The sequence below is a fragment of the Shigella sp. SIG3 genome (assembly GCF_053555855.1).
In genome coordinates, this window is record NZ_JBQZXE010000003.1 from 78152 (window position 1) to 98834 (window position 20683).

General features: G+C 52.8%; 17 protein-coding genes. 12 read left to right on the top strand and 5 right to left on the bottom strand.

The features are described 5' to 3' along the window. Positions 1-29 precede the first annotated feature (29 nt). Positions 30-1652, top strand: coding sequence for a phosphoenolpyruvate carboxykinase (ATP) (gene pckA / locus ACUU1I_RS01685; RefSeq protein ID WP_001265681.1), 1623 nt, complete (start codon positions 30-32; stop codon positions 1650-1652). A gap of 75 nt (positions 1653-1727) precedes the next feature. Here the strand turns inward: pckA and envZ are convergent, their stop codons facing one another. Further along, positions 1728-3080, bottom strand: a complete 1353-nt coding sequence (gene envZ / locus ACUU1I_RS01690) for a two-component system sensor histidine kinase EnvZ (protein ID WP_001253696.1) — start codon at positions 3078-3080, stop codon at positions 1728-1730. Continuing rightward, positions 3077-3796 carry an osmolarity response regulator transcription factor OmpR gene (ompR, locus tag ACUU1I_RS01695; RefSeq protein WP_001157751.1) on the bottom strand — a complete coding sequence of 240 codons (720 nt, stop codon included), beginning with the start codon at positions 3794-3796 and terminating at the stop codon, positions 3077-3079. The genes envZ and ompR overlap by 4 nt, the downstream gene beginning before the upstream one ends. Before the next feature lie 227 nt (positions 3797-4023). On the opposite strand from ompR, the gene greB reads away from it, so the two are divergent. The 8 genes from greB to ACUU1I_RS01735 all read left to right on the top strand — a co-directional run bounded on the left by greB (position 4024) and on the right by ACUU1I_RS01735 (position 11939). After that, positions 4024-4500: a transcription elongation factor GreB gene (greB, locus tag ACUU1I_RS01700; protein ID WP_000856735.1), complete on the top strand. Its 477-nt coding sequence runs from the start codon at positions 4024-4026 to the stop codon at positions 4498-4500. A gap of 96 nt (positions 4501-4596) precedes the next feature. Next, positions 4597-6918, top strand: a complete 2322-nt coding sequence (locus tag ACUU1I_RS01705) for a Tex family protein (protein ID WP_447388939.1) — start codon at positions 4597-4599, stop codon at positions 6916-6918. 437 nt (positions 6919-7355) lie between these two features. Then, the gene (feoA, locus tag ACUU1I_RS01710; protein WP_001200453.1) at positions 7356-7583 is read left to right on the top strand and encodes a ferrous iron transporter A; all 228 of its coding nucleotides are present in this window, start codon (positions 7356-7358) and stop codon (positions 7581-7583) included. A gap of 16 nt (positions 7584-7599) precedes the next feature. Continuing rightward, on the top strand, positions 7600-9921 hold the full coding sequence (gene feoB / locus ACUU1I_RS01715) for a Fe(2+) transporter permease subunit FeoB (RefSeq protein WP_000737025.1): 2322 nt from the start codon (positions 7600-7602) through the stop codon (positions 9919-9921). Then, entirely contained in the window at positions 9921-10157 is a 237-nt protein-coding gene (feoC, locus tag ACUU1I_RS01720) for a [Fe-S]-dependent transcriptional repressor FeoC (RefSeq protein WP_001295699.1), read from the top strand. The genes feoB and feoC overlap by 1 nt, the downstream gene beginning before the upstream one ends. A 202-nt stretch (positions 10158-10359) precedes the next feature. Further along, entirely contained in the window at positions 10360-11238 is an 879-nt protein-coding gene (gene rpnA, locus ACUU1I_RS01725) for a recombination-promoting nuclease RpnA (protein WP_000039087.1), read from the top strand. Positions 11239-11310: 72 nt separating this feature from the next. After that, positions 11311-11580, top strand: a complete 270-nt coding sequence (locus ACUU1I_RS01730) for an AbrB/MazE/SpoVT family DNA-binding domain-containing protein (RefSeq protein ID WP_011069541.1) — start codon at positions 11311-11313, stop codon at positions 11578-11580. After that, positions 11574-11939: a type II toxin-antitoxin system PemK/MazF family toxin gene (locus ACUU1I_RS01735; protein ID WP_000237586.1), complete on the top strand. Its 366-nt coding sequence runs from the start codon at positions 11574-11576 to the stop codon at positions 11937-11939. Before ACUU1I_RS01730 ends, ACUU1I_RS01735 begins: the two co-directional genes overlap by 7 nt. Here ACUU1I_RS01735 and bioH read toward each other — a convergent pair whose 3' ends face one another. Next, entirely contained in the window at positions 11940-12728 is a 789-nt protein-coding gene (gene bioH, locus ACUU1I_RS01740; RefSeq protein ID WP_001060075.1) for a pimeloyl-ACP methyl ester esterase BioH, read from the bottom strand. A 37-nt stretch (positions 12729-12765) separates the two neighbouring features. Between bioH and gntX the strand changes: the two genes are divergently transcribed. From gntX to gntT, 3 genes are all read left to right on the top strand, one after another. Next, positions 12766-13449 carry a DNA utilization protein GntX gene (gntX, locus tag ACUU1I_RS01745; RefSeq protein WP_000958727.1) on the top strand — a complete coding sequence of 228 codons (684 nt, stop codon included), beginning with the start codon at positions 12766-12768 and terminating at the stop codon, positions 13447-13449. 58 nt (positions 13450-13507) lie between these two features. After that, a complete protein-coding gene (gene nfuA / locus ACUU1I_RS01750) occupies positions 13508-14083 on the top strand; it encodes a Fe-S biogenesis protein NfuA (RefSeq protein ID WP_000619389.1) in 576 nt (191 codons plus the stop codon). A 360-nt stretch (positions 14084-14443) separates the two neighbouring features. Next, complete coding sequence (gene gntT / locus ACUU1I_RS01755; RefSeq protein WP_001131731.1) at positions 14444-15748, top strand: gluconate transporter; 1305 nt, start codon at positions 14444-14446, stop codon at positions 15746-15748. 44 nt (positions 15749-15792) lie between these two features. Here gntT and malQ read toward each other — a convergent pair whose 3' ends face one another. Both malQ and malP read right to left on the bottom strand, forming a co-directional pair. Next, positions 15793-17877: a 4-alpha-glucanotransferase gene (gene malQ, locus ACUU1I_RS01760; protein WP_000444370.1), complete on the bottom strand. Its 2085-nt coding sequence runs from the start codon at positions 17875-17877 to the stop codon at positions 15793-15795. A gap of 9 nt (positions 17878-17886) precedes the next feature. Continuing rightward, entirely contained in the window at positions 17887-20280 is a 2394-nt protein-coding gene (malP, locus tag ACUU1I_RS01765) for a maltodextrin phosphorylase (RefSeq protein WP_000081896.1), read from the bottom strand. Positions 20281-20683 lie beyond the last annotated feature (403 nt).

Genomic DNA, 20683 nt, shown 5'->3' on the forward strand with positions numbered 1-20683 from the left:
GCAATACATATTGGCTAAGGAGCAGTGAAATGCGCGTTAACAATGGTTTGACCCCGCAAGAACTCGAGGCTTATGGTATCAGTGACGTACATGATATCGTTTACAACCCAAGCTACGACCTGCTGTATCAGGAAGAGCTCGATCCGAGCCTGACAGGTTATGAGCGCGGGGTGTTAACTAATCTGGGTGCCGTTGCCGTCGATACCGGGATCTTCACCGGTCGTTCACCAAAAGATAAGTATATCGTCCGTGACGATACCACTCGCGATACTTTCTGGTGGGCAGACAAAGGCAAAGGTAAGAACGACAACAAACCTCTCTCTCCGGAAACCTGGCAGCATCTGAAAGGCCTGGTGACCAGGCAGCTTTCCGGCAAACGTCTGTTCGTTGTCGACGCTTTCTGTGGTGCGAACCCGGATACTCGTCTTTCCGTCCGTTTCATCACCGAAGTGGCCTGGCAGGCGCATTTTGTCAAAAACATGTTTATTCGCCCGAGCGATGAAGAGCTGGCAGGTTTCAAACCAGACTTTATCGTTATGAACGGCGCGAAGTGCACTAACCCGCAGTGGAAAGAACAGGGTCTGAACTCCGAAAACTTCGTGGCGTTTAACCTGACCGAGCGCATGCAGCTGATTGGCGGCACCTGGTACGGCGGCGAAATGAAGAAAGGGATGTTCTCGATGATGAACTACCTGCTGCCGCTGAAAGGTATCGCTTCTATGCACTGCTCCGCCAACGTTGGCGAGAAAGGCGATGTTGCGGTGTTCTTCGGCCTTTCCGGCACCGGTAAAACCACCCTTTCCACCGACCCGAAACGCCGCCTGATTGGCGATGACGAACACGGCTGGGACGATGACGGCGTGTTTAATTTCGAAGGCGGCTGCTACGCAAAAACTATCAAGCTGTCGAAAGAAGCGGAACCTGAAATCTACAACGCTATCCGTCGTGATGCGCTGCTGGAAAACGTCACCGTGCGTGAAGATGGCACTATCGACTTTGATGATGGTTCAAAAACCGAGAACACCCGCGTTTCTTATCCAATCTATCACATCGATAACATCGTTAAGCCGGTTTCCAAAGCGGGCCACGCGACTAAGGTTATCTTCCTGACTGCTGATGCTTTCGGCGTGTTGCCGCCGGTTTCTCGCCTGACTGCCGATCAAACCCAGTATCACTTCCTCTCTGGCTTCACCGCCAAACTGGCCGGTACTGAGCGTGGCATCACCGAACCGACGCCAACCTTCTCCGCTTGCTTCGGCGCGGCGTTCCTGTCGCTGCACCCGACTCAGTACGCAGAAGTGCTGGTGAAACGTATGCAGGCGGCGGGCGCGCAGGCTTATCTGGTTAACACTGGCTGGAACGGCACTGGCAAACGTATCTCGATTAAAGATACCCGCGCCATTATCGACGCCATCCTCAACGGTTCACTGGATAATGCAGAAACCTTCACTCTGCCGATGTTTAACCTGGCGATCCCAACCGAACTGCCGGGCGTAGACACGAAGATTCTCGATCCGCGTAACACCTACGCTTCTCCGGAACAGTGGCAGGAAAAAGCCGAAACCCTGGCGAAACTGTTTATCGACAACTTCGATAAATACACCGACACCCCTGCGGGTGCCGCGCTGGTAGCGGCTGGTCCGAAACTGTAATGATTTGAAGCTGGAGAATATCTATCCAGTATCTTATAGAAAGCAAAACGGGAGGCACCTTCGCCTCCCGTTTATTTACCCTTCTTTTGTCGTGCCCTGCGCCCGCGTTACCGGCACTGGCAGCCAGGCGCGAATGGAAAGCCCGCCCCGCTCGCTGGTGCCAAGCTCCAGCATCCCGTTATGGTTATCCACGATACGCTGCACAATTGCCAGCCCTAATCCCGTGCCGCTAATGGTGCGCGCACTGTCGCCGCGGACAAACGGCTGGAACAGGTGCTTACGTTGTTCCGGCGCAATTCCCGGACCGTCATCTTCCACCTGGAACCAGGCGCGATTCGGCTCCGTTCCGCTGCTGACTTTGATCCAGCCATTGCCATAACGGGCGGCGTTGACCACCATATTCGCCACCGCGCGTTTGATCGACAGCGGGTGCATTTTCACTTCAATGCTGCCGGGGTAAAGCGCGGTTTCAATTTCCCGCTCATAGCCACTTTCGGCAGCAATCACCTCACCGAGCACTGCATTAAGATCCGCCATTTCCATCGGCATCTCCTGCCCGGTGCGCAGGTAGTCGATAAACTGCTCAATGATGGCGTTGCACTCTTCGATATCTTTATTGATCGATTCTGCCAGATAGCCATCCTGCTCGCTCATCATCTCAGTCGCCAGGCGAATACGCGTCAGCGGCGTGCGCAAGTCGTGACTTACCCCCGCCATCAGCAGCGTGCGGTCATCCGCCAGTTGCTTAACACCAGCCGCCATATGGTTAAAGGCACGGGTAACGGAACGCACCTCCGAAGCGCCATATTCACGCAGCGGCGGCGGAATAATCCCTTTACCAACCTGCAAGGCTGCGTGTTCGAGATCGACCAACGGTCGGTTCTGGATACGAATAAACAGCCACGCCCCGCCTATCGCCAATAGCATAATCGCCAGCGTATAGCGGAACAGCGGAGAGAAATCGCCCTGATGAATTTCGGTCAGCGGCACGCGTACCCAGATATTGGGCGACAGCCAGGTTTTCAGCCAGACGACAGGCGAACTTTTGTTGACCTCAACGCGCACTTCCGTCGGGCCGCCCAGTTGCTGTGCCATCTGATGGCTTAAGAATTCATAGTGTTGCGCCCAACGCAGACCTGCCTCTTCGGCAGCCTCGTTGGAGTAGAGAGAGATCCCCAGCTCACGGTAGATCTCCCGACGGAAAGCGGGAGGCACAACCAACTGCGTGCCGTCCTCCAGTTGCAGTTTATCGGTCATCAACATACGCACTTCGTACGCGAGGACTTTATTAAACTGCTGGAGGCTCGGCAAAATCGCGAAGTTCAGCACCACCAGATAAGTCGTCACCAGGCTGGCGAACAGCAAGGTGACGATGAGCAATAACGTACGGGCAAATGAACTTCGTGGCGAGAAGCGCAATCGCCTCATGCTTTAGAGCCGTCCGGTACAAAGACGTAGCCCAGGCCCCAAACGGTCTGAATGTAACGCGGATGCGCTGGATCTTCTTCTACCATGCGGCGCAGACGCGAAATCTGCACGTCGATGGAGCGTTCCATTGCGGAATATTCACGACCACGGGCAAGGTTCATCAGCTTATCGCGGGAGAGCGGCTCACGCGGATGGCTGACCAGTGCCTTCAGTACCGCAAACTCACCGCTGGTGAGCGGCATCGGCTCATCTTCGCGGAACATTTCGCGCGTACCGAGGTTAAGTTTGAACTTACCGAAAGCAATTACCGCCTCTTCCTGTGACGGTGCGCCTGGCAGTTCGTTCGCCTGACGACGCAGCACCGCACGAATACGGGCCAGCAGTTCACGCGGGTTAAACGGTTTTGGAATGTAGTCGTCAGCGCCAATCTCCAGGCCTACGATACGGTCCACTTCTTCCCCTTTCGCCGTCACCATAATGATCGGCATCGGGTTGCTCTGACTACGAAGACGTCGGCAAATCGACAAGCCATCTTCACCAGGTAACATTAAATCCAGTACCATAAGATGGAAAGATTCACGAGTCAGCAGGCGATCCATCTGTTCTGCATTAGCGACGCTTCGAACCTGGAAGCCTTGTTCGGTGAGATAACGTTCCAGCAGCGCACGCAGGCGCATGTCGTCATCGACCACCAGAATCTTGTAGTTCTCTTGCATTGTTTGTACTCCCAAAGGTTCGCAACAATTTGTAAGCGTGTATTCTTAAAAAAGCTCACGTTCGTCACCAGCTAAATCTGGTATGAATTTCAGCCTAAATTGTTACAAAGCATATTAAACAGCAGCTTAAGTATACAATTTATTCGGCGAAACATTATTGATTCTGTTGATATGATCACGTTATACCCAATGTGCGCATTATCAAACAGACAAAGGGAATCAACGAGATGAAAACGCCCCTGGTTACCCGGGAAGGGTATGAAAAACTCAAACAAGAGCTTAATTATCTCTGGCGTGAAGAACGCCCGGAGGTCACAAAAAAGGTGACCTGGGCCGCAAGTCTGGGCGACCGCAGCGAAAATGCTGACTATCAGTATAATAAAAAGCGTCTGCGTGAAATCGACCGTCGCGTGCGCTATCTCACTAAATGCCTGGAAAATCTCAAAATTGTCGATTACTCCCCTCAGCAGGAAGGCAAAGTCTTTTTTGGCGCGTGGGTGGAGATTGAAAACGACGATGGCGTGACTCACCGTTTCCGTATTGTCGGCTACGATGAAATTTTTGGCCGTAAAGATTACATCTCTATCGATTCCCCGATGGCCCGCGCATTGCTGAAAAAAGAAGTCGGCGATCTGGCGGTGGTGAATACCCCTGCCGGGGAAGCGAACTGGTATGTTAATGCTATCGAGTACGTGAAACCGTAAGGAAGAGTCTTAACCTCCTGCCGATGGCTGGCATTTTTGCCAGCCAGTCCGTATAACTATCCCCTGATTTTTGATCCGAAAAGATGAACTCAAACCATGATGAATGATTCGTTCTGCCGCATTATTGCGGGTGAAATTCAGGCGCGCCCGGAACAGGTTGACGCTGCCGTTCGCCTGCTTGATGAAGGGAATACCGTGCCGTTTATCGCACGTTATCGTAAGGAAATCACCGGCGGTCTGGATGACACGCAGCTGCGTAATCTGGAAACGCGTCTGAGCTATCTGCGCGAGCTGGAAGAGAGACGTCAGGCGATCCTCAAATCCATTTCCGAGCAAGGCAAACTCACCGATGATCTGGCGAAGGCCATCAACGCCACCCTAAGCAAAACCGAACTCGAAGACCTCTACCTGCCCTACAAACCTAAACGCCGCACCAGCGGGCAAATCGCCATTGAAGCAGGGCTTGAGCCGTTGGCTGACCTGCTGTGGAGCGATCCGTCACACACGCCAGAAGTCGCCGCTGCACAATATGTTGATGCCGATAAAGGCGTGGCAGATACCAAAGCCGCGCTGGATGGCGCGCGCTATATCCTGATGGAACGGTTTGCCGAAGATGCCGCGCTGCTGGCGAAAGTGCGTGATTATCTGTGGAAGAACGCGCATTTGGTTTCTACGGTGGTGAGCGGTAAAGAAGAGGAAGGGGCGAAATTCCGCGACTATTTCGATCATCACGAACCGTTGTCCACGGTGCCTTCTCACCGCGCGCTGGCGATGTTCCGTGGGCGTAACGAAGGCGTACTCCAGCTTTCGCTGAATGCCGATCCGCAGTTCGATGAGCCGCCCAAAGAGAGCTATTGCGAGCAAATCATCATGGATCACCTTGGCCTGCGCCTGAACAATGCCCCGGCGGATAGCTGGCGCAAAAGCGTAGTGAGCTGGACCTGGCGCATCAAGGTGCTGATGCATCTGGAAACCGAACTGATGGGTACCGTGCGCGAACGCGCGGAAGATGAAGCAATCAACGTCTTTGCCCGTAACCTGCACGATCTGCTGATGGCGGCCCCTGCCGGACTGCGTGCAACGATGGGCCTCGATCCGGGTCTGCGTACCGGGGTAAAAGTGGCGGTGGTCGATGCCACTGGCAAACTGGTGGCGACCGATACCATTTACCCGCACACCGGACAAGCCGCAAAAGCAGCGATGACCGTTGCTGCCTTGTGTGAAAAACATAACGTTGAACTGGTGGCGATCGGCAACGGTACAGCTTCCCGCGAAACTGAACGTTTCTATCTCGACGTGCAGAAGCAGTTCCCGAAAGTGACCGCACAGAAAGTGATCGTCAGCGAAGCTGGCGCGTCGGTTTACTCAGCTTCCGAGCTGGCAGCGCAGGAGTTCCCGGATCTCGACGTTTCGCTGCGTGGTGCGGTATCTATCGCCCGCCGTTTGCAGGATCCGCTGGCGGAGCTGGTGAAAATCGATCCGAAATCTATCGGCGTAGGTCAGTATCAGCATGACGTCAGCCAGACGCAACTGGCCCGCAAACTGGATGCAGTAGTAGAAGACTGCGTAAACGGCGTTGGCGTCGATCTCAACACCGCTTCTGTTCCGCTATTAACCCGCGTGGCGGGCCTGACGCGCATGATGGCGCAAAACATCGTGGCCTGGCGCGATGAGAACGGCCAGTTCCAGAACCGTCAGCAACTGCTGAAAGTCAGCCGTCTGGGGCCGAAAGCCTTCGAGCAGTGCGCGGGCTTCCTGCGCATTAACCACGGTGATAACCCGCTGGACGCCTCTACCGTTCATCCGGAAGCCTATCCGGTGGTGGAACGCATTCTGGCAGCAACACAGCAGGCACTGAAAGATCTGATGGGTAACAGCAGCGAACTGCGTAACCTGAAAGCGTCTGACTTTACTGATGAAAAATTCGGTGTGCCGACAGTAACTGACATCATCAAAGAGCTGGAAAAACCGGGTCGCGATCCGCGTCCGGAATTTAAAACCGCTCAGTTTGCCGATGGCGTCGAGACAATGAACGACCTGCAACCGGGTATGATCCTCGAAGGCGCAGTGACCAACGTCACCAACTTTGGCGCGTTTGTCGATATTGGCGTGCATCAGGACGGCCTGGTTCACATCTCTTCATTGTCGAACAAGTTTGTGGAAGATCCGCATACCGTGGTGAAAGCGGGCGACATTGTGAAGGTGAAAGTGCTGGAAGTGGATCTTCAGCGTAAACGTATCGCCCTGACTATGCGTCTGGACGAGCAGCCTGGCGAAACCAACTCTCGTCGCGGCGGCGGTAATGAACGCCCGCAAAACAACCGCCCGGCAGCCAAACCACGCGGTCGTGAAGCGCAGCCTGCCGGTAATAGCGCGATGATGGATGCGCTGGCGGCAGCGATGGGTAAAAAACGTTAAACGCCCGGACTGGCCCCTAAACCTGCGCGATAAGGCGTTCACGCCGCATCTGGCAACGAACGCTTTGCCTGACATAAAAGTGCCGGAGAATATCTCCGGCACTTTTATTCCACAGCCAAACTCACAATATACTCCGTTAATATTTATCACTTCATTAACAACTGAAACCTTAATTAAACATTAGCCAGTCCGGGTAACTCACTATTCGAATTATATTTTCGCTGCGATATAACCTTGAGCCACATCAACATTGAGTCAGATTATTATTCAAACCAACATTCGTACACATTTTAAGTATTGCTGATAGAAACCATTCTCATTATCATTGTGTTGTTGATTATTTAATCTCTCCTTTGTTGGCAAATCATCTGGTCTCATGTCGCGGTCAAACGCCCCATGAGGTAGTTATCCAGTTAATGAGAAACAAGTAGGCACCTATGCAATACACTCCAGATACTGCGTGGAAAATCACTGGCTTTTCCCGTGAAATCAGCCCGGCATATCGCCAAAAACTGCTTTCTCTAGGCATGTTACCTGGCTCCTCTTTTGATGTGGTGCGCGTCGCTCCACTCGGCGACCCCATTCATATCGAAACCCGTCGTGTGAGCCTGGTATTACGCAAAAAAGATCTGGCCTTATTAGAAGTGGAAGCGGTTTCCTGTTAATACGGTGATAACAACAATGAAAAAATTAACCATTGGCTTAATTGGTAATCCAAATTCTGGCAAGACAACCTTATTTAACCAGCTCACTGGCGCACGTCAGCGTGTAGGTAACTGGGCTGGCGTTACCGTCGAACGTAAAGAAGGGCAATTCTCCACCACCGATCATCAGGTCACGCTGGTGGACCTGCCCGGCACCTATTCTCTGACCACCATCTCATCGCAGACCTCGCTCGATGAGCAAATCGCCTGTCACTACATTTTGAGTGGCGACGCCGACCTGCTGATTAACGTGGTGGATGCGTCTAACCTTGAGCGTAACCTGTACCTGACGCTGCAACTGCTGGAACTCGGCATTCCCTGCATCGTGGCGCTGAACATGCTCGACATTGCCGAGAAGCAAAATATTCGTATTGAAATTGATGCTCTATCGGCACGTCTTGGCTGCCCGGTGATCCCGCTGGTTTCAACCCGTGGTCGCGGTATTGAAGCGCTCAAGCTGGCGATTGATCGCTATAAAGCTAACGAGAATGTGGAACTGGTGCATTACGCACAGCCGCTACTCAACGAAGCAGATTCACTGGCAAAAGTGATGCCTTCCGACATCCCGCTGAAACAACGTCGCTGGCTGGGCCTGCAAATGCTGGAAGGCGATATCTACAGCCGCGCCTACGCCGGTGAAGCGTCGCAGCATCTGGATGCCACCCTCGCCCGTCTGCGTAATGAAATGGATGATCCGGCGCTGCACATTGCCGATGCGCGTTACCAGTGCATTGCTGCCATCTGTGATGTGGTAAGCAACACCCTGACGGCAGAACCCAGCCGTTTCACCACTGCGGTAGATAAAATCGTGCTCAACCGTTTCCTCGGTCTGCCGATTTTCCTCTTTGTGATGTACCTGATGTTCCTGCTGGCTATCAACATCGGCGGGGCGTTACAGCCGCTGTTTGACGTCGGCTCCGTGGCGCTATTTGTGCATGGTATTCAATGGATTGGCTACACGCTCCACTTCCCGGACTGGCTGACTATCTTCCTCGCCCAGGGCATGGGTGGCGGTATTAACACCGTGCTGCCACTGGTGCCGCAGATCGGCATGATGTACCTGTTCCTCTCCTTCCTTGAGGACTCCGGCTATATGGCGCGTGCAGCGTTTGTGATGGACCGCCTGATGCAGGCGCTGGGCTTGCCGGGGAAATCCTTTGTGCCGCTGATCGTCGGTTTCGGTTGTAACGTACCGTCGGTAATGGGCGCACGTACGCTTGATGCACCGCGTGAACGTCTGATGACCATCATGATGGCACCGTTTATGTCCTGCGGCGCGCGTCTGGCTATCTTCGCAGTATTCGCGGCTGCCTTCTTCGGGCAGAACGGTGCCCTGGCGGTTTTCTCGCTGTATATGCTCGGTATCGTGATGGCGGTGCTGACTGGCCTGATGCTCAAGTACACCATCATGCGCGGTGAAGCAACGCCGTTTGTCATGGAGCTGCCGGTATACCATGTACCACACGTTAAAAGCCTGATTATCCAGACCTGGCAGCGTCTGAAGGGCTTCGTTCTGCGTGCTGGTAAAGTGATTATCATCGTCAGCATTTTCCTGAGCGCTTTCAACAGCTTCTCGTTGAGCGGGAAAATCGTCGATAACATCAACGACTCGGCGCTGGCTTCCGTCAGCCGGGTGATAACCCCTGTCTTCAAGCCGATTGGCGTACATGAAGATAACTGGCAGGCAACGGTTGGCCTGTTTACGGGCGCAATGGCAAAAGAAGTGGTGGTGGGTACGCTCAACACCCTCTACACCGCAGAAAATATTCAGGACGAAGAGTTCAATCCGGCGGAATTCAACCTCGGTGAAGAGCTGTTCAGTGCGGTAGATGAAACCTGGCAGAGCCTGAAAGACACCTTCAGCCTTAGCGTACTGATGAACCCCATTGAAGCTAGCAAAGGCGACGGTGAAATGGGTACCGGGGCGATGGGCGTGATGGATCAGAAATTCGGTAGCGCAGCTGCCGCATACAGCTACCTGATTTTCGTCCTGCTGTATGTACCATGTATCTCGGTGATGGGAGCCATCGCCCGTGAATCAAGCCGTGGCTGGATGGGCTTCTCCATCCTGTGGGGGCTGAATATCGCTTACTCACTGGCAACATTGTTCTATCAGGTCGCCAGCTACAGTCAGCACCCAACTTACAGCCTGGTGTGCATTCTGGCGGTAATCCTGTTTAACATCGTAGTTATCGGTCTGCTGCGCCGCGCGCGTAGCCGGGTGGATATCGAACTGCTGGCAACCCGCAAGTCGGTAAGCAGTTGCTGCGCAGCCAGCACCACCGGTGATTGCCATTAATGGCTTCACTTATTCAGGTACGTGATTTGCTGGCGTTACGGGGCCGTATGGAAGCGACCCAGATAAGCCAGACATTGAACACTCCGCAGCCAATGATTAACGCCATGCTGCAACAGCTGGAAAGCATGGGCAAAGCCGTGCGGATTCAGGAAGAACCTGACGGCTGCCTCTCTGGCAGTTGTAAAAGCTGCCCGGAAGGCAAAGCCTGTCTGCGCGAGTGGTGGGCGCTGCGTTAACCATACTCCATCGCCTGTTTTGAAAAGCCCGGTATGCGTTTGCATCCGGGCTTTTTTGCGTGCGGCTTTCCATAAAAATGCAATTCTTGCAGCGCAACGTAAGTTCCTCTGAAAGCGTCTCGCAGGGATGAAAACTCGCTAATGCACAGATGTGGAGTGGCGCGTAGAGTCGCGGCATTCAAACAACAGGTGAAGGAACGCCATGAGTAAAAAGCAGAGTTCCACCCCACATGATGCGCTGTTCAAACTCTTTTTACGCCAACCGGAGACGGCACGCGATTTTCTTGCGTTTCATTTACCGGCACCCATTCACGCGCTCTGTGATATGAAAACCCTCAAGCTGGAGTCGAGCAGCTTTATTGATGACGATCTGCGTGAAAGCTATTCCGATGTGCTGTGGTCGGTGAAAACGGAACAAGGACCAGGATACATCTATTGTCTGATTGAACATCAAAGCACCTCAAACAAACTGATCGCATTTCGCATGATGCGTTACGCTATTGCCGCAATGCAAAATCACCTTGATGCTGGATACAAAACGTTGCCGATGGTGGTGCCATTGTTGTTTTACCACGGTATTGAAAGCCCCTATCCCTATTCGCTGTGTTGGCTGGATTGTTTCGCCGATCCCAAACTGGCAAGGCAGCTTTATGCCTCCGCATTTCCGCTGATTGATGTCACCGTCATGCCTGATGATGAAATCATGCAGCACCGACGTATGGCGCTGCTGGAGTTAATTCAAAAACATATTCGTCAACGCGATCTGATGGGGCTGGTAGAGCAAATGGCCTGCTTATTAAGTAGTGGATACGCTAATGACAGACAAATCAAAGGGCTGTTTAATTACATACTGCAAACTGGCGACGCTGTACGTTTTAACGATTTTATCGACGGCGTTGCCGAACGTTCACCGAAACACAAGGAGAGTTTAATGACTATTGCGGAAAGATTGCGGCAGGAGGGGGAACAATCCAAAGCCCTGCATATAGCCAAAATAATGCTTGAATCCGGAGTCCCTCTTGCAGACATCATGCGATTTACCGGGCTGTCAGAAGAAGAGTTGGCTGCGGCGAGTCAGTAGATACTCTACCCTGCTTAAGTGCTACTTTGTGCTATCTTGCATGTAACACAAAGTAGCACTTAGGGAACTGATATGCAGACAGTGAAATTACGGCAACAAGGAGGAGCCATGATCGTTACTATCCCACGAGATCTTGCCATCGATCTTGGCTGGTCACCGGGCACAGAGCTTACCGTGGAGAAAAAAGGCGATAGCGTTAATTTGCGCGCCACAGAGCACAAACCGCGTGGGCGTCTTACCGTCGCGCAGTTGTTGAGCCAAATCGATGAAAGCGAAATTACGGAGCTAAATCAGTCCACAGAAGGATGGGCTGAAGGGAAAAAAGGTAATGAAGCATGGTAAAGGCACGGACGCCACATCGTGGTGAGATCTGGTATTTTAACCCTGATCCGGTTGCCGGGCATGAACTTCAGGGGCCACATTATTGCATTGTGGTAACGGACAAAAAACTCAACAATGTTTTAAAAGTTGCTATGTGCTGCCCGATTTCAACAGGGGCAAATGCAGCACGTTCCACAGGGGTGACGGTGAACGTCCTCCCCTGTGATACGCAAACCGGTAACCTGCATGGCGTTGTACTTTGTCACCAGCTAAAAGCCGTCGATCTTATTGCCCGTGGCGCTAAATTTCATACCGTTGCCGATGAAAAATTGATTAGTGAAGTTATCAGTAAACTGGTGAATTTAATCGACCCACAATAATTAGCTCTCACTTACCACCAACACCCTCTGCTTCAACGCCACCAGCAGGTGACAAAACTCGACCGGATGCGAAATAAACGGCGCATGGGCCGCTTTGGCGAAGATATATGATTCGCTGTGAGGCCAAAGTTTATCCAGCATCGGCACCACTTTGCGCGGCACCAGACCGTCGAGATAGCCATACAATCGCAAAAACGGCATGGACACGTTTTGCAGCGGCTGACGGAGATCGACCGTTTTCAGGATTTCCAGCCCGCCATTAAGCACGTCAACCTCCGGCATCGGTAACGCCAGAACGGTTTTCTTCAACGCCCGCGCATCCTGGCGCGCCGTTTCAGTCCCCATGGTTTGTAACGCCAGGAACCGCTCCACTGTACGCTGAAAATCATCACTGAGTTGCTGCTGAAATCCCGCCAGCACGTCCGGTTTTATCCCCGGCCACTCGTCACGAGCACTAAAATAAGGTGACGACGCCACGGTGACCAGCGCCTGAACACGCTCGGGATGGGTTAACGCAATCTGGCTTGCCACCAGCCCGCCCAGACTCCAGCCTAACCAAATGGCTTTATCAGGTGCCTGTTGCAGCACGGCTTCGGCCATATCAGCAAGTGACAGCGCACCAAATCCCCGGCTACGCCCGAAGCCGGGCAGGTCAACAAGGTGCAGCGTAAAATGCGAGCTAAGTTCCTCGTCAATGCAACGCCACACTTCGGCATTCAGTCCCCATCCGTGCAGCAGCACAAGATGAACATTCCCCTGACCTTTGGTCTGCCACCAGATGTTATTCATCCGCTATTGTTCTCTTTTGACTTACAAGGATGAACATATGCTAACAGTACCGGGATTATGCTGGCTATGCCGAATGCCACTGGCGTTAGGTCATTGGGGGATTTGTTCGGTCTGTTCACGCGCCACCCGCACAGATAAAACGTTATGCCCACAATGTGGATTACCCGCCACACACTCCCATCTTCCCTGCGGTCGCTGCCTGCAAAAACCGCCGCCCTGGCAAAGACTGGTCACGGTTGCCGACTATGCGCCGCCGTTAAGTCCGCTTATCCACCAGCTTAAATTTTCCCGGCGCAGTGAAATCGCCAGCGCCCTGTCACGTCTGTTACTATTGGAAGTCTTACACGCTCGTCGCACCACCGGGTTGCAATTGCCGGATCGCATCATCAGCGTTCCGTTATGGCAGCGGCGTCACTGGCGTCGGGGATTTAATCAGAGCGATTTGCTGTGTCAGCCGTTATCACGCTGGTTGCACTGCCAATGGGATAGCGAAGCCGTCACACGTACACGGGCCACTGCGACCCAGCATTTTCTCAGTGCCCGGCTGCGCAAGCGCAACCTGAAAAATGCCTTTCGTCTTGAATTGCCCGTGCAAGGTCGCCATATGGTGATTGTGGATGATGTCGTTACCACCGGAAGTACCGTCGCAGAGATTGCGCAGTTGCTTTTACGCAATGGTGCGGCGACTGTCCAGGTCTGGTGCCTTTGTCGAACCTTGTAGAGCCTCGATGATGGGCGTATTATAACCAACTAAAATAGTCAACTATTAGGCCATTACTATGATCCGTATTTCCGATGCTGCACAAGCGCACTTTGCCAAACTGCTGGCAAATCAGGAAGAAGGGACACAAATCCGCGTATTTGTGATTAACCCTGGCACGCCTAACGCTGAATGTGGTGTTTCTTATTGTCCGCCGGATGCCGTGGAAGCCACCGACACTGCCCTGAAATTTGACCTGCTGACCGCGTATGTTGATGAGTTAAGCGCACCATACCTGGAAGATGCAGAGATCGACTTTGTTACCGACCAGTTGGGTTCTCAGTTAACGCTGAAAGCCCCGAACGCCAAAATGCGTAAAGTGGCAGACGATGCACCGCTGATGGAGCGCGTGGAGTATATGCTGCAGTCGCAGATCAACCCACAGCTTGCTGGTCACGGTGGTCGCGTTTCGCTGATGGAAATCACCGAAGACGGTTACGCCATTCTGCAATTTGGCGGCGGCTGTAACGGTTGTTCCATGGTCGATGTGACGCTGAAAGAAGGGATCGAGAAGCAGCTGCTGAACGAATTCCCGGAGCTGAAAGGTGTGCGCGATCTCACCGAACACCAGCGCGGCGAACACTCCTACTACTAAGTTATCCCCTCTTTTGTAGATTGCCCGATGCGACGCTAAAGCGTCATTTCGGGCCTACGTTGAACATGTGCCAGACGTTGGCACAGCATTGCTTTGGCAAATCCCTCCCTTCGTTTCCCCGCGATAATATGACCAACCTCTCATAATTTAAATTTACCCCGCTCTGGTGATTCTCAAACGCCAGATGTTACCCGTATCATTCACATGGGTACCAAACATACTCCTGACATCTGACTACAATAATTAGTTTTAGTGGGTATCAGTCGTGGTGCCGCAATATCTCTGTTCCCGATTGGGATAATTAGAGTTTGTCGTCAGAAAATTGACATTACCCATAACAAATGAAAGGCCAGGTAAATCATGCCATTAGTCATTGTTGCTATCGGTGTAATCTTGTTGTTGCTCCTGATGATCCGCTTCAAAATGAACGGCTTCATCGCTCTCGTCCTCGTGGCGCTTGCTGTTGGATTAATGCAAGGAATGCCGCTGGATAAAGTTATTGGCTCCATCAAAGCCGGTGTCGGCGGGACGCTCGGTAGCCTTGCCCTGATCATGGGTTTTGGCGCAATGCTGGCAAACTGCGGTGGCGCACAACGTATCGCCACCACGCTGATTGCCAAATTTGGTAAAAAGCACATCCAGTGGGCGGTGGTGTTAACCGGTTTTACCGTTGGTTTTGCCCTGTTCTATGAAGTGGGCTTCGTGCTGATGCTGCCGCTGGTGTTTACCATCGCGGCTTCCGCGAATATTCCATTGCTGTATGTTGGTGTACCAATGGCGGCTGCACTGTCTGTGACCCACGGCTTCCTGCCACCGCATCCGGGCCCGACTGCGATTGCCACCATTTTCAATGCCGATATGGGTAAAACCCTGCTGTACGGTACTATTCTGGCAATCCCGACCGTGATTCTCGCCGGTCCGGTTTACGCTCGCGTGTTGAAAGGTATCGATAAGCCAATCCCGGAAGGTCTCTACAGCGCGAAAACCTTCAGCGAAGAAGAGATGCCGAGCTTTGGCGTCAGCGTCTGGACCTCTCTGGTGCCGGTTGTACTGATGGCGATGCGTGCGATTGCCGAAATGATCCTGCCGAAAGGTCACGCTTTCCTGCCGGTAGCGGAGTTCCTCGGTGACCCGGTAATGGCAACGCTGATTGCCGTGCTGATTGCGATGTTCACCTTTGGTCTGAACCGTGGTCGTTCAATGGATCAGATTAACGACACGCTGGTTTCTTCCATCAAAATCATTGCGATGATGCTGTTGATCATCGGTGGTGGCGGTGCGTTCAAGCAGGTGCTGGTAGACAGCGGCGTGGACAAATACATTGCTTCCATGATGCACGAAACCAACATTTCTCCGCTGCTGATGGCCTGGTCGATTGCTGCCGTACTGCGTATCGCGCTGGGTTCCGCAACCGTTGCGGCAATCACTGCGGGTGGTATCGCGGCACCGCTGATTGCAACGACGGGTGTTAGCCCAGAGCTGATGGTTATTGCGGTGGGTTCCGGTAGTGTGATTTTCTCTCATGTGAACGATCCGGGCTTCTGGCTGTTCAAAGAGTACTTTAACCTGACTATCGGCGAGACCATCAAATCCTGGTCGATGCTGGAAACCATTATCTCGGTGTGCGGTCTGGTAGGCTGTCTGCTGCTGAATATGGTGATTTGATAACACTGACTGCCGGATGCATCGCATCCGACATCAACCGCACTCTACTTCTTCTTCGCTGCAGCTCTGCGCCGTCTGTCCAAATCCTTCAGCAACTTGTTCACGCCATCATCGGCAAACATCGACTCAAGCGTTGCGGAAAGCTTGCGTCGCCAGTTTTTATACTGGTAACTGGTGCCAGGAATATTCACCGGTTCGGCCATATCCAGCCAGTCTTCCGGCTGTAGTCCTAACAGAGCACTGTTACTGTCGGCAATGTAGCGCTGCAAACCACGGTTCAGCGTCGTCGTCATCGACATCAACGATGCCTTATGCCCGGCACGTTTTGGCAGACAACCATATTTATGCAGTGCATCCAGCAGCCCTTGCTTCGCCAGTTCGCGATCCTGATACAGACCGCGCAGTACCACTTCATCCGGATACAGCCCCAGGGTTTTGCCCAGCGTTAGATCCCCGCTCTCCCAGTAACCACGCAGCGTTGGCAGGTCATGTGTCGCCGCAACCGCCATCGACTGCTCCGGATACGCTTTCGGTGCACGGAACGTCTTCTCGTGGTCGTTTTCGAAATAGAGCACTTTGTAAGAGTACACACCGCTGCTGCGCAGCTTACCGACAATCTCTACCGGTACGGTACCGAGATCTTCACCAATCACCATACAGCGATGACGTTTACTTTCGAGTGCCAGAATCGAGAGCAGATCATCCACCGGATAGTGAACATACGCGCCCTGATCTGCCGTCTCGCCATACGGTATCCACCACAAACGCAGCATCGACATCACATGGTCAATTCGTAATGCGCCGCAGTTTTGCATATTGGCACGCAACAGCTCGATAAACGGTTCATAGGCACGCGCGGTGATGATATGCGGGTCCATTGGCGGTAATCCCCAGTTCTGCCCCAACGGGCCGAGGATATCCGGCGGCGCGCCAACCGATGCTTTCAGGCAATATAGTTCACGGTCACACCAGGTTTCCGCCCCACCTTCCGCTACGCCAACCGCCAGATCACGATACAAGCCAATCGGCATTTCATAGCCCTGGCTTATCTCCCAGCAGGCGGCAAACTGGCTGTAAGCCAGCCACTGCAACCAGAGATAAAAATCGACGTCATCACGATGTTCTTCGCAGAACTGACGCACTTCTGGTGAATCCACGTTCTTATACATCTCTGGCCATGCAGGCCAGCCCCAGCGCATTTCGTCCTCTTTCACTTGCTGGGCATGTAGCGCATCAAAGGCTGCCTGCCAGAACAGGCTGTCGCCCTGCTCTGCAACAAACTGGCGAAACGCGGCCATCTGCTCATCATCACGTTGCGCGAAACCTTTCCACGCCATTCGTAATGCTGTCATTTTTAGGGCGGTAACCGTGGAGTAATCGACCCAGTCGGCATCGCGCGCCTGTTGCAGCGTCTGTTGCGTGGTCGGCAACTGCCACCAGGCCTGAGCCTCTTCGCTAAGATGGAAATCTTCAACGGCGTTAACGTCGATATAAATCACATTCAGCCAACGGCGAGAAGACGGGCTGTATGGGCTGGCGCTCTCCGGATTTGCCGGATAGAGCGCATGAATCGGGTTCAGGCCAATGAACGACCCGCCACGTTTTGCCACATCCACCAGCATCGCTTTGAGATCGCCAAAATCCCCAATACCCCAGTTTTTTTCCGATCGCAGCGTATAAAGCTGAACGCAGGCACCCCACAGCTTTTGTTTATTCAGCAAAGCCTGCGGTTCGTAACAACGTTTCGGGGCGACAATCACCCGGCAATGCGCGCGCTGGTCGTCCTGGGTGAGTGTTAGCGTGTGATAACCTTCCGGCAGCTTCGTCGGTAGATTGAACGCTTTGCCCCCCGTTACATGGCCTTTGTACTGCGTTCCTTCTTCGGTGGTCAGCTGCCAGCTATATTCGCCGCTGCCCTCCACCACCATCGGCATTTTTTTGCCGCTGGTATAAACCATGACATTCGGGACTGGCGTTACCGCCACTTTCGTGGCGGTACGTTGATGCATCGCGTCAAGCAAACGCCGTTTGGTTTCGGCGCTAATCGACTGCGGTTTACCGTGGGCATTGATGTAATTGGGGCTAATCCCCGCCGCCAGCGCGGCATTATCCAGACGTTTGCTTTCCATCGAGCTTCCTTAGCGTTTTGCCTGCCAGATACGAGCCTGATAATCGCGAATAGAGCGATCCGAGCTAAACATACCGCAGCGGGCGGTATTGAGGATCGCCGCGCGAGTCCAGGCCTCCTGGTCGCGGTACAGCACATCCACCTGCTTTTGTGCCTCAACATAGGCTGCGAAATCCGCCATCACCAGATACGGATCGCCGCCCTGTTTGCCGATACTGTGCAGCATCTGGTCGAAGGCATGCTTATCGCCGTCGCTGTATTTACCGCTTTCCAGCTCTTTCAATACTGCGTCCAGCACCTTATCTTTCTTCCGCCATTTCACCGGGTCGTAGCCTTTGGCCAGAATAGCCTTCACTTGTTCCACGGTATGACCAAAAATAAAGATATTTTCTTCACCGACTTTCTCGGCGATTTCAACGTTCGCACCATCCAGCGTACCGACAGTAAGCGCACCATTGAGCGCCAGTTTCATATTGCCGGTACCGGAAGCTTCTTTACCTGCAGTCGAAATTTGTTCGGAGATATCCGCCGCCGGGATCAGTTTTTCCGCCGCCGAAACGCAATAATCCGGCAGGAACACCACCTTCAACTTATCGCCAACCAGTGGATCGTTGTTGATCACGTCAGCCACTTTGTTGATCGCAAAGATAATATTCTTCGCCAGGTAGTAGCCCGGTGCCGCTTTCGCGCCGAAGAGGAAGACGCGCGGTACGCGATCAGCCTGCAGGTTTTCACGAATTTCTTTGTACAACGCCAGAATATGCAGCAGATTCAGGTGCTGGCGTTTGTACTCATGCAGACGTTTGATCTGAATATCGAAAATCGCCTGTGGATTGATCTCAATACCGGTACGAACTTTCACAAACTCCGCCAGACGGACTTTATTCGCCTGCTTGATCTCGCGATATTGCTGACGGAATTTCGCATCATCAGCGAATTTTTCCAGATTGATCAGCTGATCGAGATCGTTAGCCCACTCTTTTTGCAGTGATTTATCCAACAGAGCCGCCAGTGCAGGGTTGCACTGTTTGATCCAGCGACGTGGGGTAATACCGTTGGTGACGTTATGGAATTTGTTCGGCCATAGCTGGTGATATTCCGGGAACAGATCTTTCACCACCAGATCCGAGTGCAGCGCCGCAACACCGTTCACCGCGAAACCGCCAACCACACACAGGTTCGCCATATGCACTTGTTTATCGTGCACCACCGCCAGTTTGGCCCACACTTTTTCATCGCCCGGCCAGGTTTTCTCCACCAGCGTTTTAAAGCGAGTATTAATTTCGTTAATAATCTGCATATGGCGCGGCAGTAAGCCTTTCACCAGTTTCACATCCCAGCGTTCCAGCGCTTCTGGCATCAGGGTATGGTTGGTGTAAGCGAAAGTTTTGCTGGTGATGGCCCAGGCGTCATCCCAGCTCATCTGGTGCTCATCGGTCAGCACGCGCAGCAGTTCTGGAATCGCGATAGTTGGATGGGTATCGTTCAGCTGAATAACTTCGTAATCCGCCAGTTCGTGCAGTTTACGCCCCGCCAGATGATGGCGACGCAAAATATCCGCTACCGAACAGGCACACTGGAAGTATTGCTGCATCAGGCGCAGCTTTTTACCGGCAGTATGGTTGTCGTTTGGATAGAGAACTTTGGTCAGTTTTTCCGCATTGATGCCTTGCTGTTCGGCGCGCAGGAAATCACCGTCGTTAAATTTAGTTAGATCAAACGGATGCGCATGCGTCGCCTGCCACAGACGCAGCGGCTGCGCCACGCCATTACGATAGCCGACAACGGGGAGATCCCACGCTTGACCGGTAATGGTAAACTCCGGCTCCCAGCGTCCGTCTTTCATCACTTTACCGCCAATCCCTACCTGCACATCCAGTGCTTCGTTGTGGCGGAACCACGGGTAGTTACTGCGATGCCAGTCATCCGGCGCTTCAACCTGTTTGCCATCGACAAAAGACTGGCGGAACAAACCATATTGATAGTTCAGACCGTAACCCGTCGCAGACTGACCGACAGTTGCCATTGAGTCGAGGAAGCACGCCGCCAGACGTCCCAGACCACCGTTACCCAGCGCCGGGTCGATCTCTTCTTCCAGCAGGTCAGTCAGGTTGATGTCATAAGCCTTCAACGAATCCTGTACATCCTGATACCAGCCGAGATTCAACAGGTTGTTGCCCGTCAGACGACCAATCAAAAACTCCATTGAGATGTAGTTAACATGTCGCTGATTCGCCACCGGTTTGGCGAATGGCTGAGCACGCAGCATTTCGGCCAGTGCTTCACTCACTGCCAGCCACCACTGGCGAGGAGTCATTTCAGCCGCAGAATTTAAGCCATAACGCTGCCACTGACGTGAAAGCGCTTCCTGAAATTGCTTATCGTTAAAAATAGGTTGTGACATAGGAGTTCCACTTTTCTTAGATTTTCAACACAACGTTATCGCTAGTTTGCCAGGCTCGATGTTGACCTTCCTCATCCTGCGGGGGATTAGGCAGGGAGGAGTTGCGGGGATGAGCAAGGAAATGTGATCTCGACCACTTAAAGCTAGTGCAAACCACAGGATTAGCAGCAAATCAATGCCATACAGCGCAGAAAATCTGTATCTAAGTGCAAAAAATGGCCGTTGCGTATTTTCAAAAAGCGGAAGGTAACTCTATAAATTAAGTAAAGGAGTGAAACAGTTTCACAAGTAAAATATCCAGTGTGCTCCATCTCATTCTTAATAGATTTATTAAGATCATCTTTTTAGATGGCACTTTCATCAGGAATGAAGAAGAAACCCTTGCTTAAATGAATCTGATGAA

Excerpts from the sequence above, each read along its gene's own strand:
- pckA (WP_001265681.1), top strand. The coding sequence starts at position 30 with ATGCGCGTTAACAATGGTTTGACCCCGCAAGAACTCGAGGCTTATGGT.
- envZ (WP_001253696.1), bottom strand. The coding sequence starts at position 3,080 with ATGAGGCGATTGCGCTTCTCGCCACGAAGTTCATTTGCCCGTACGTTA.
- ompR (WP_001157751.1), bottom strand. The coding sequence starts at position 3,796 with ATGCAAGAGAACTACAAGATTCTGGTGGTCGATGACGACATGCGCCTG.
- greB (WP_000856735.1), top strand. The coding sequence starts at position 4,024 with ATGAAAACGCCCCTGGTTACCCGGGAAGGGTATGAAAAACTCAAACAA.
- ACUU1I_RS01705 (WP_447388939.1), top strand. The coding sequence starts at position 4,597 with ATGATGAATGATTCGTTCTGCCGCATTATTGCGGGTGAAATTCAGGCG.
- feoA (WP_001200453.1), top strand. The coding sequence starts at position 7,356 with ATGCAATACACTCCAGATACTGCGTGGAAAATCACTGGCTTTTCCCGT.
- feoB (WP_000737025.1), top strand. The coding sequence starts at position 7,600 with ATGAAAAAATTAACCATTGGCTTAATTGGTAATCCAAATTCTGGCAAG.
- feoC (WP_001295699.1), top strand. The coding sequence starts at position 9,921 with ATGGCTTCACTTATTCAGGTACGTGATTTGCTGGCGTTACGGGGCCGT.
- rpnA (WP_000039087.1), top strand. The coding sequence starts at position 10,360 with ATGAGTAAAAAGCAGAGTTCCACCCCACATGATGCGCTGTTCAAACTC.
- ACUU1I_RS01730 (WP_011069541.1), top strand. The coding sequence starts at position 11,311 with ATGCAGACAGTGAAATTACGGCAACAAGGAGGAGCCATGATCGTTACT.
- ACUU1I_RS01735 (WP_000237586.1), top strand. The coding sequence starts at position 11,574 with ATGGTAAAGGCACGGACGCCACATCGTGGTGAGATCTGGTATTTTAAC.
- bioH (WP_001060075.1), bottom strand. The coding sequence starts at position 12,728 with ATGAATAACATCTGGTGGCAGACCAAAGGTCAGGGGAATGTTCATCTT.
- gntX (WP_000958727.1), top strand. The coding sequence starts at position 12,766 with ATGCTAACAGTACCGGGATTATGCTGGCTATGCCGAATGCCACTGGCG.
- nfuA (WP_000619389.1), top strand. The coding sequence starts at position 13,508 with ATGATCCGTATTTCCGATGCTGCACAAGCGCACTTTGCCAAACTGCTG.
- gntT (WP_001131731.1), top strand. The coding sequence starts at position 14,444 with ATGCCATTAGTCATTGTTGCTATCGGTGTAATCTTGTTGTTGCTCCTG.
- malQ (WP_000444370.1), bottom strand. The coding sequence starts at position 17,877 with ATGGAAAGCAAACGTCTGGATAATGCCGCGCTGGCGGCGGGGATTAGC.
- malP (WP_000081896.1), bottom strand. The coding sequence starts at position 20,280 with ATGTCACAACCTATTTTTAACGATAAGCAATTTCAGGAAGCGCTTTCA.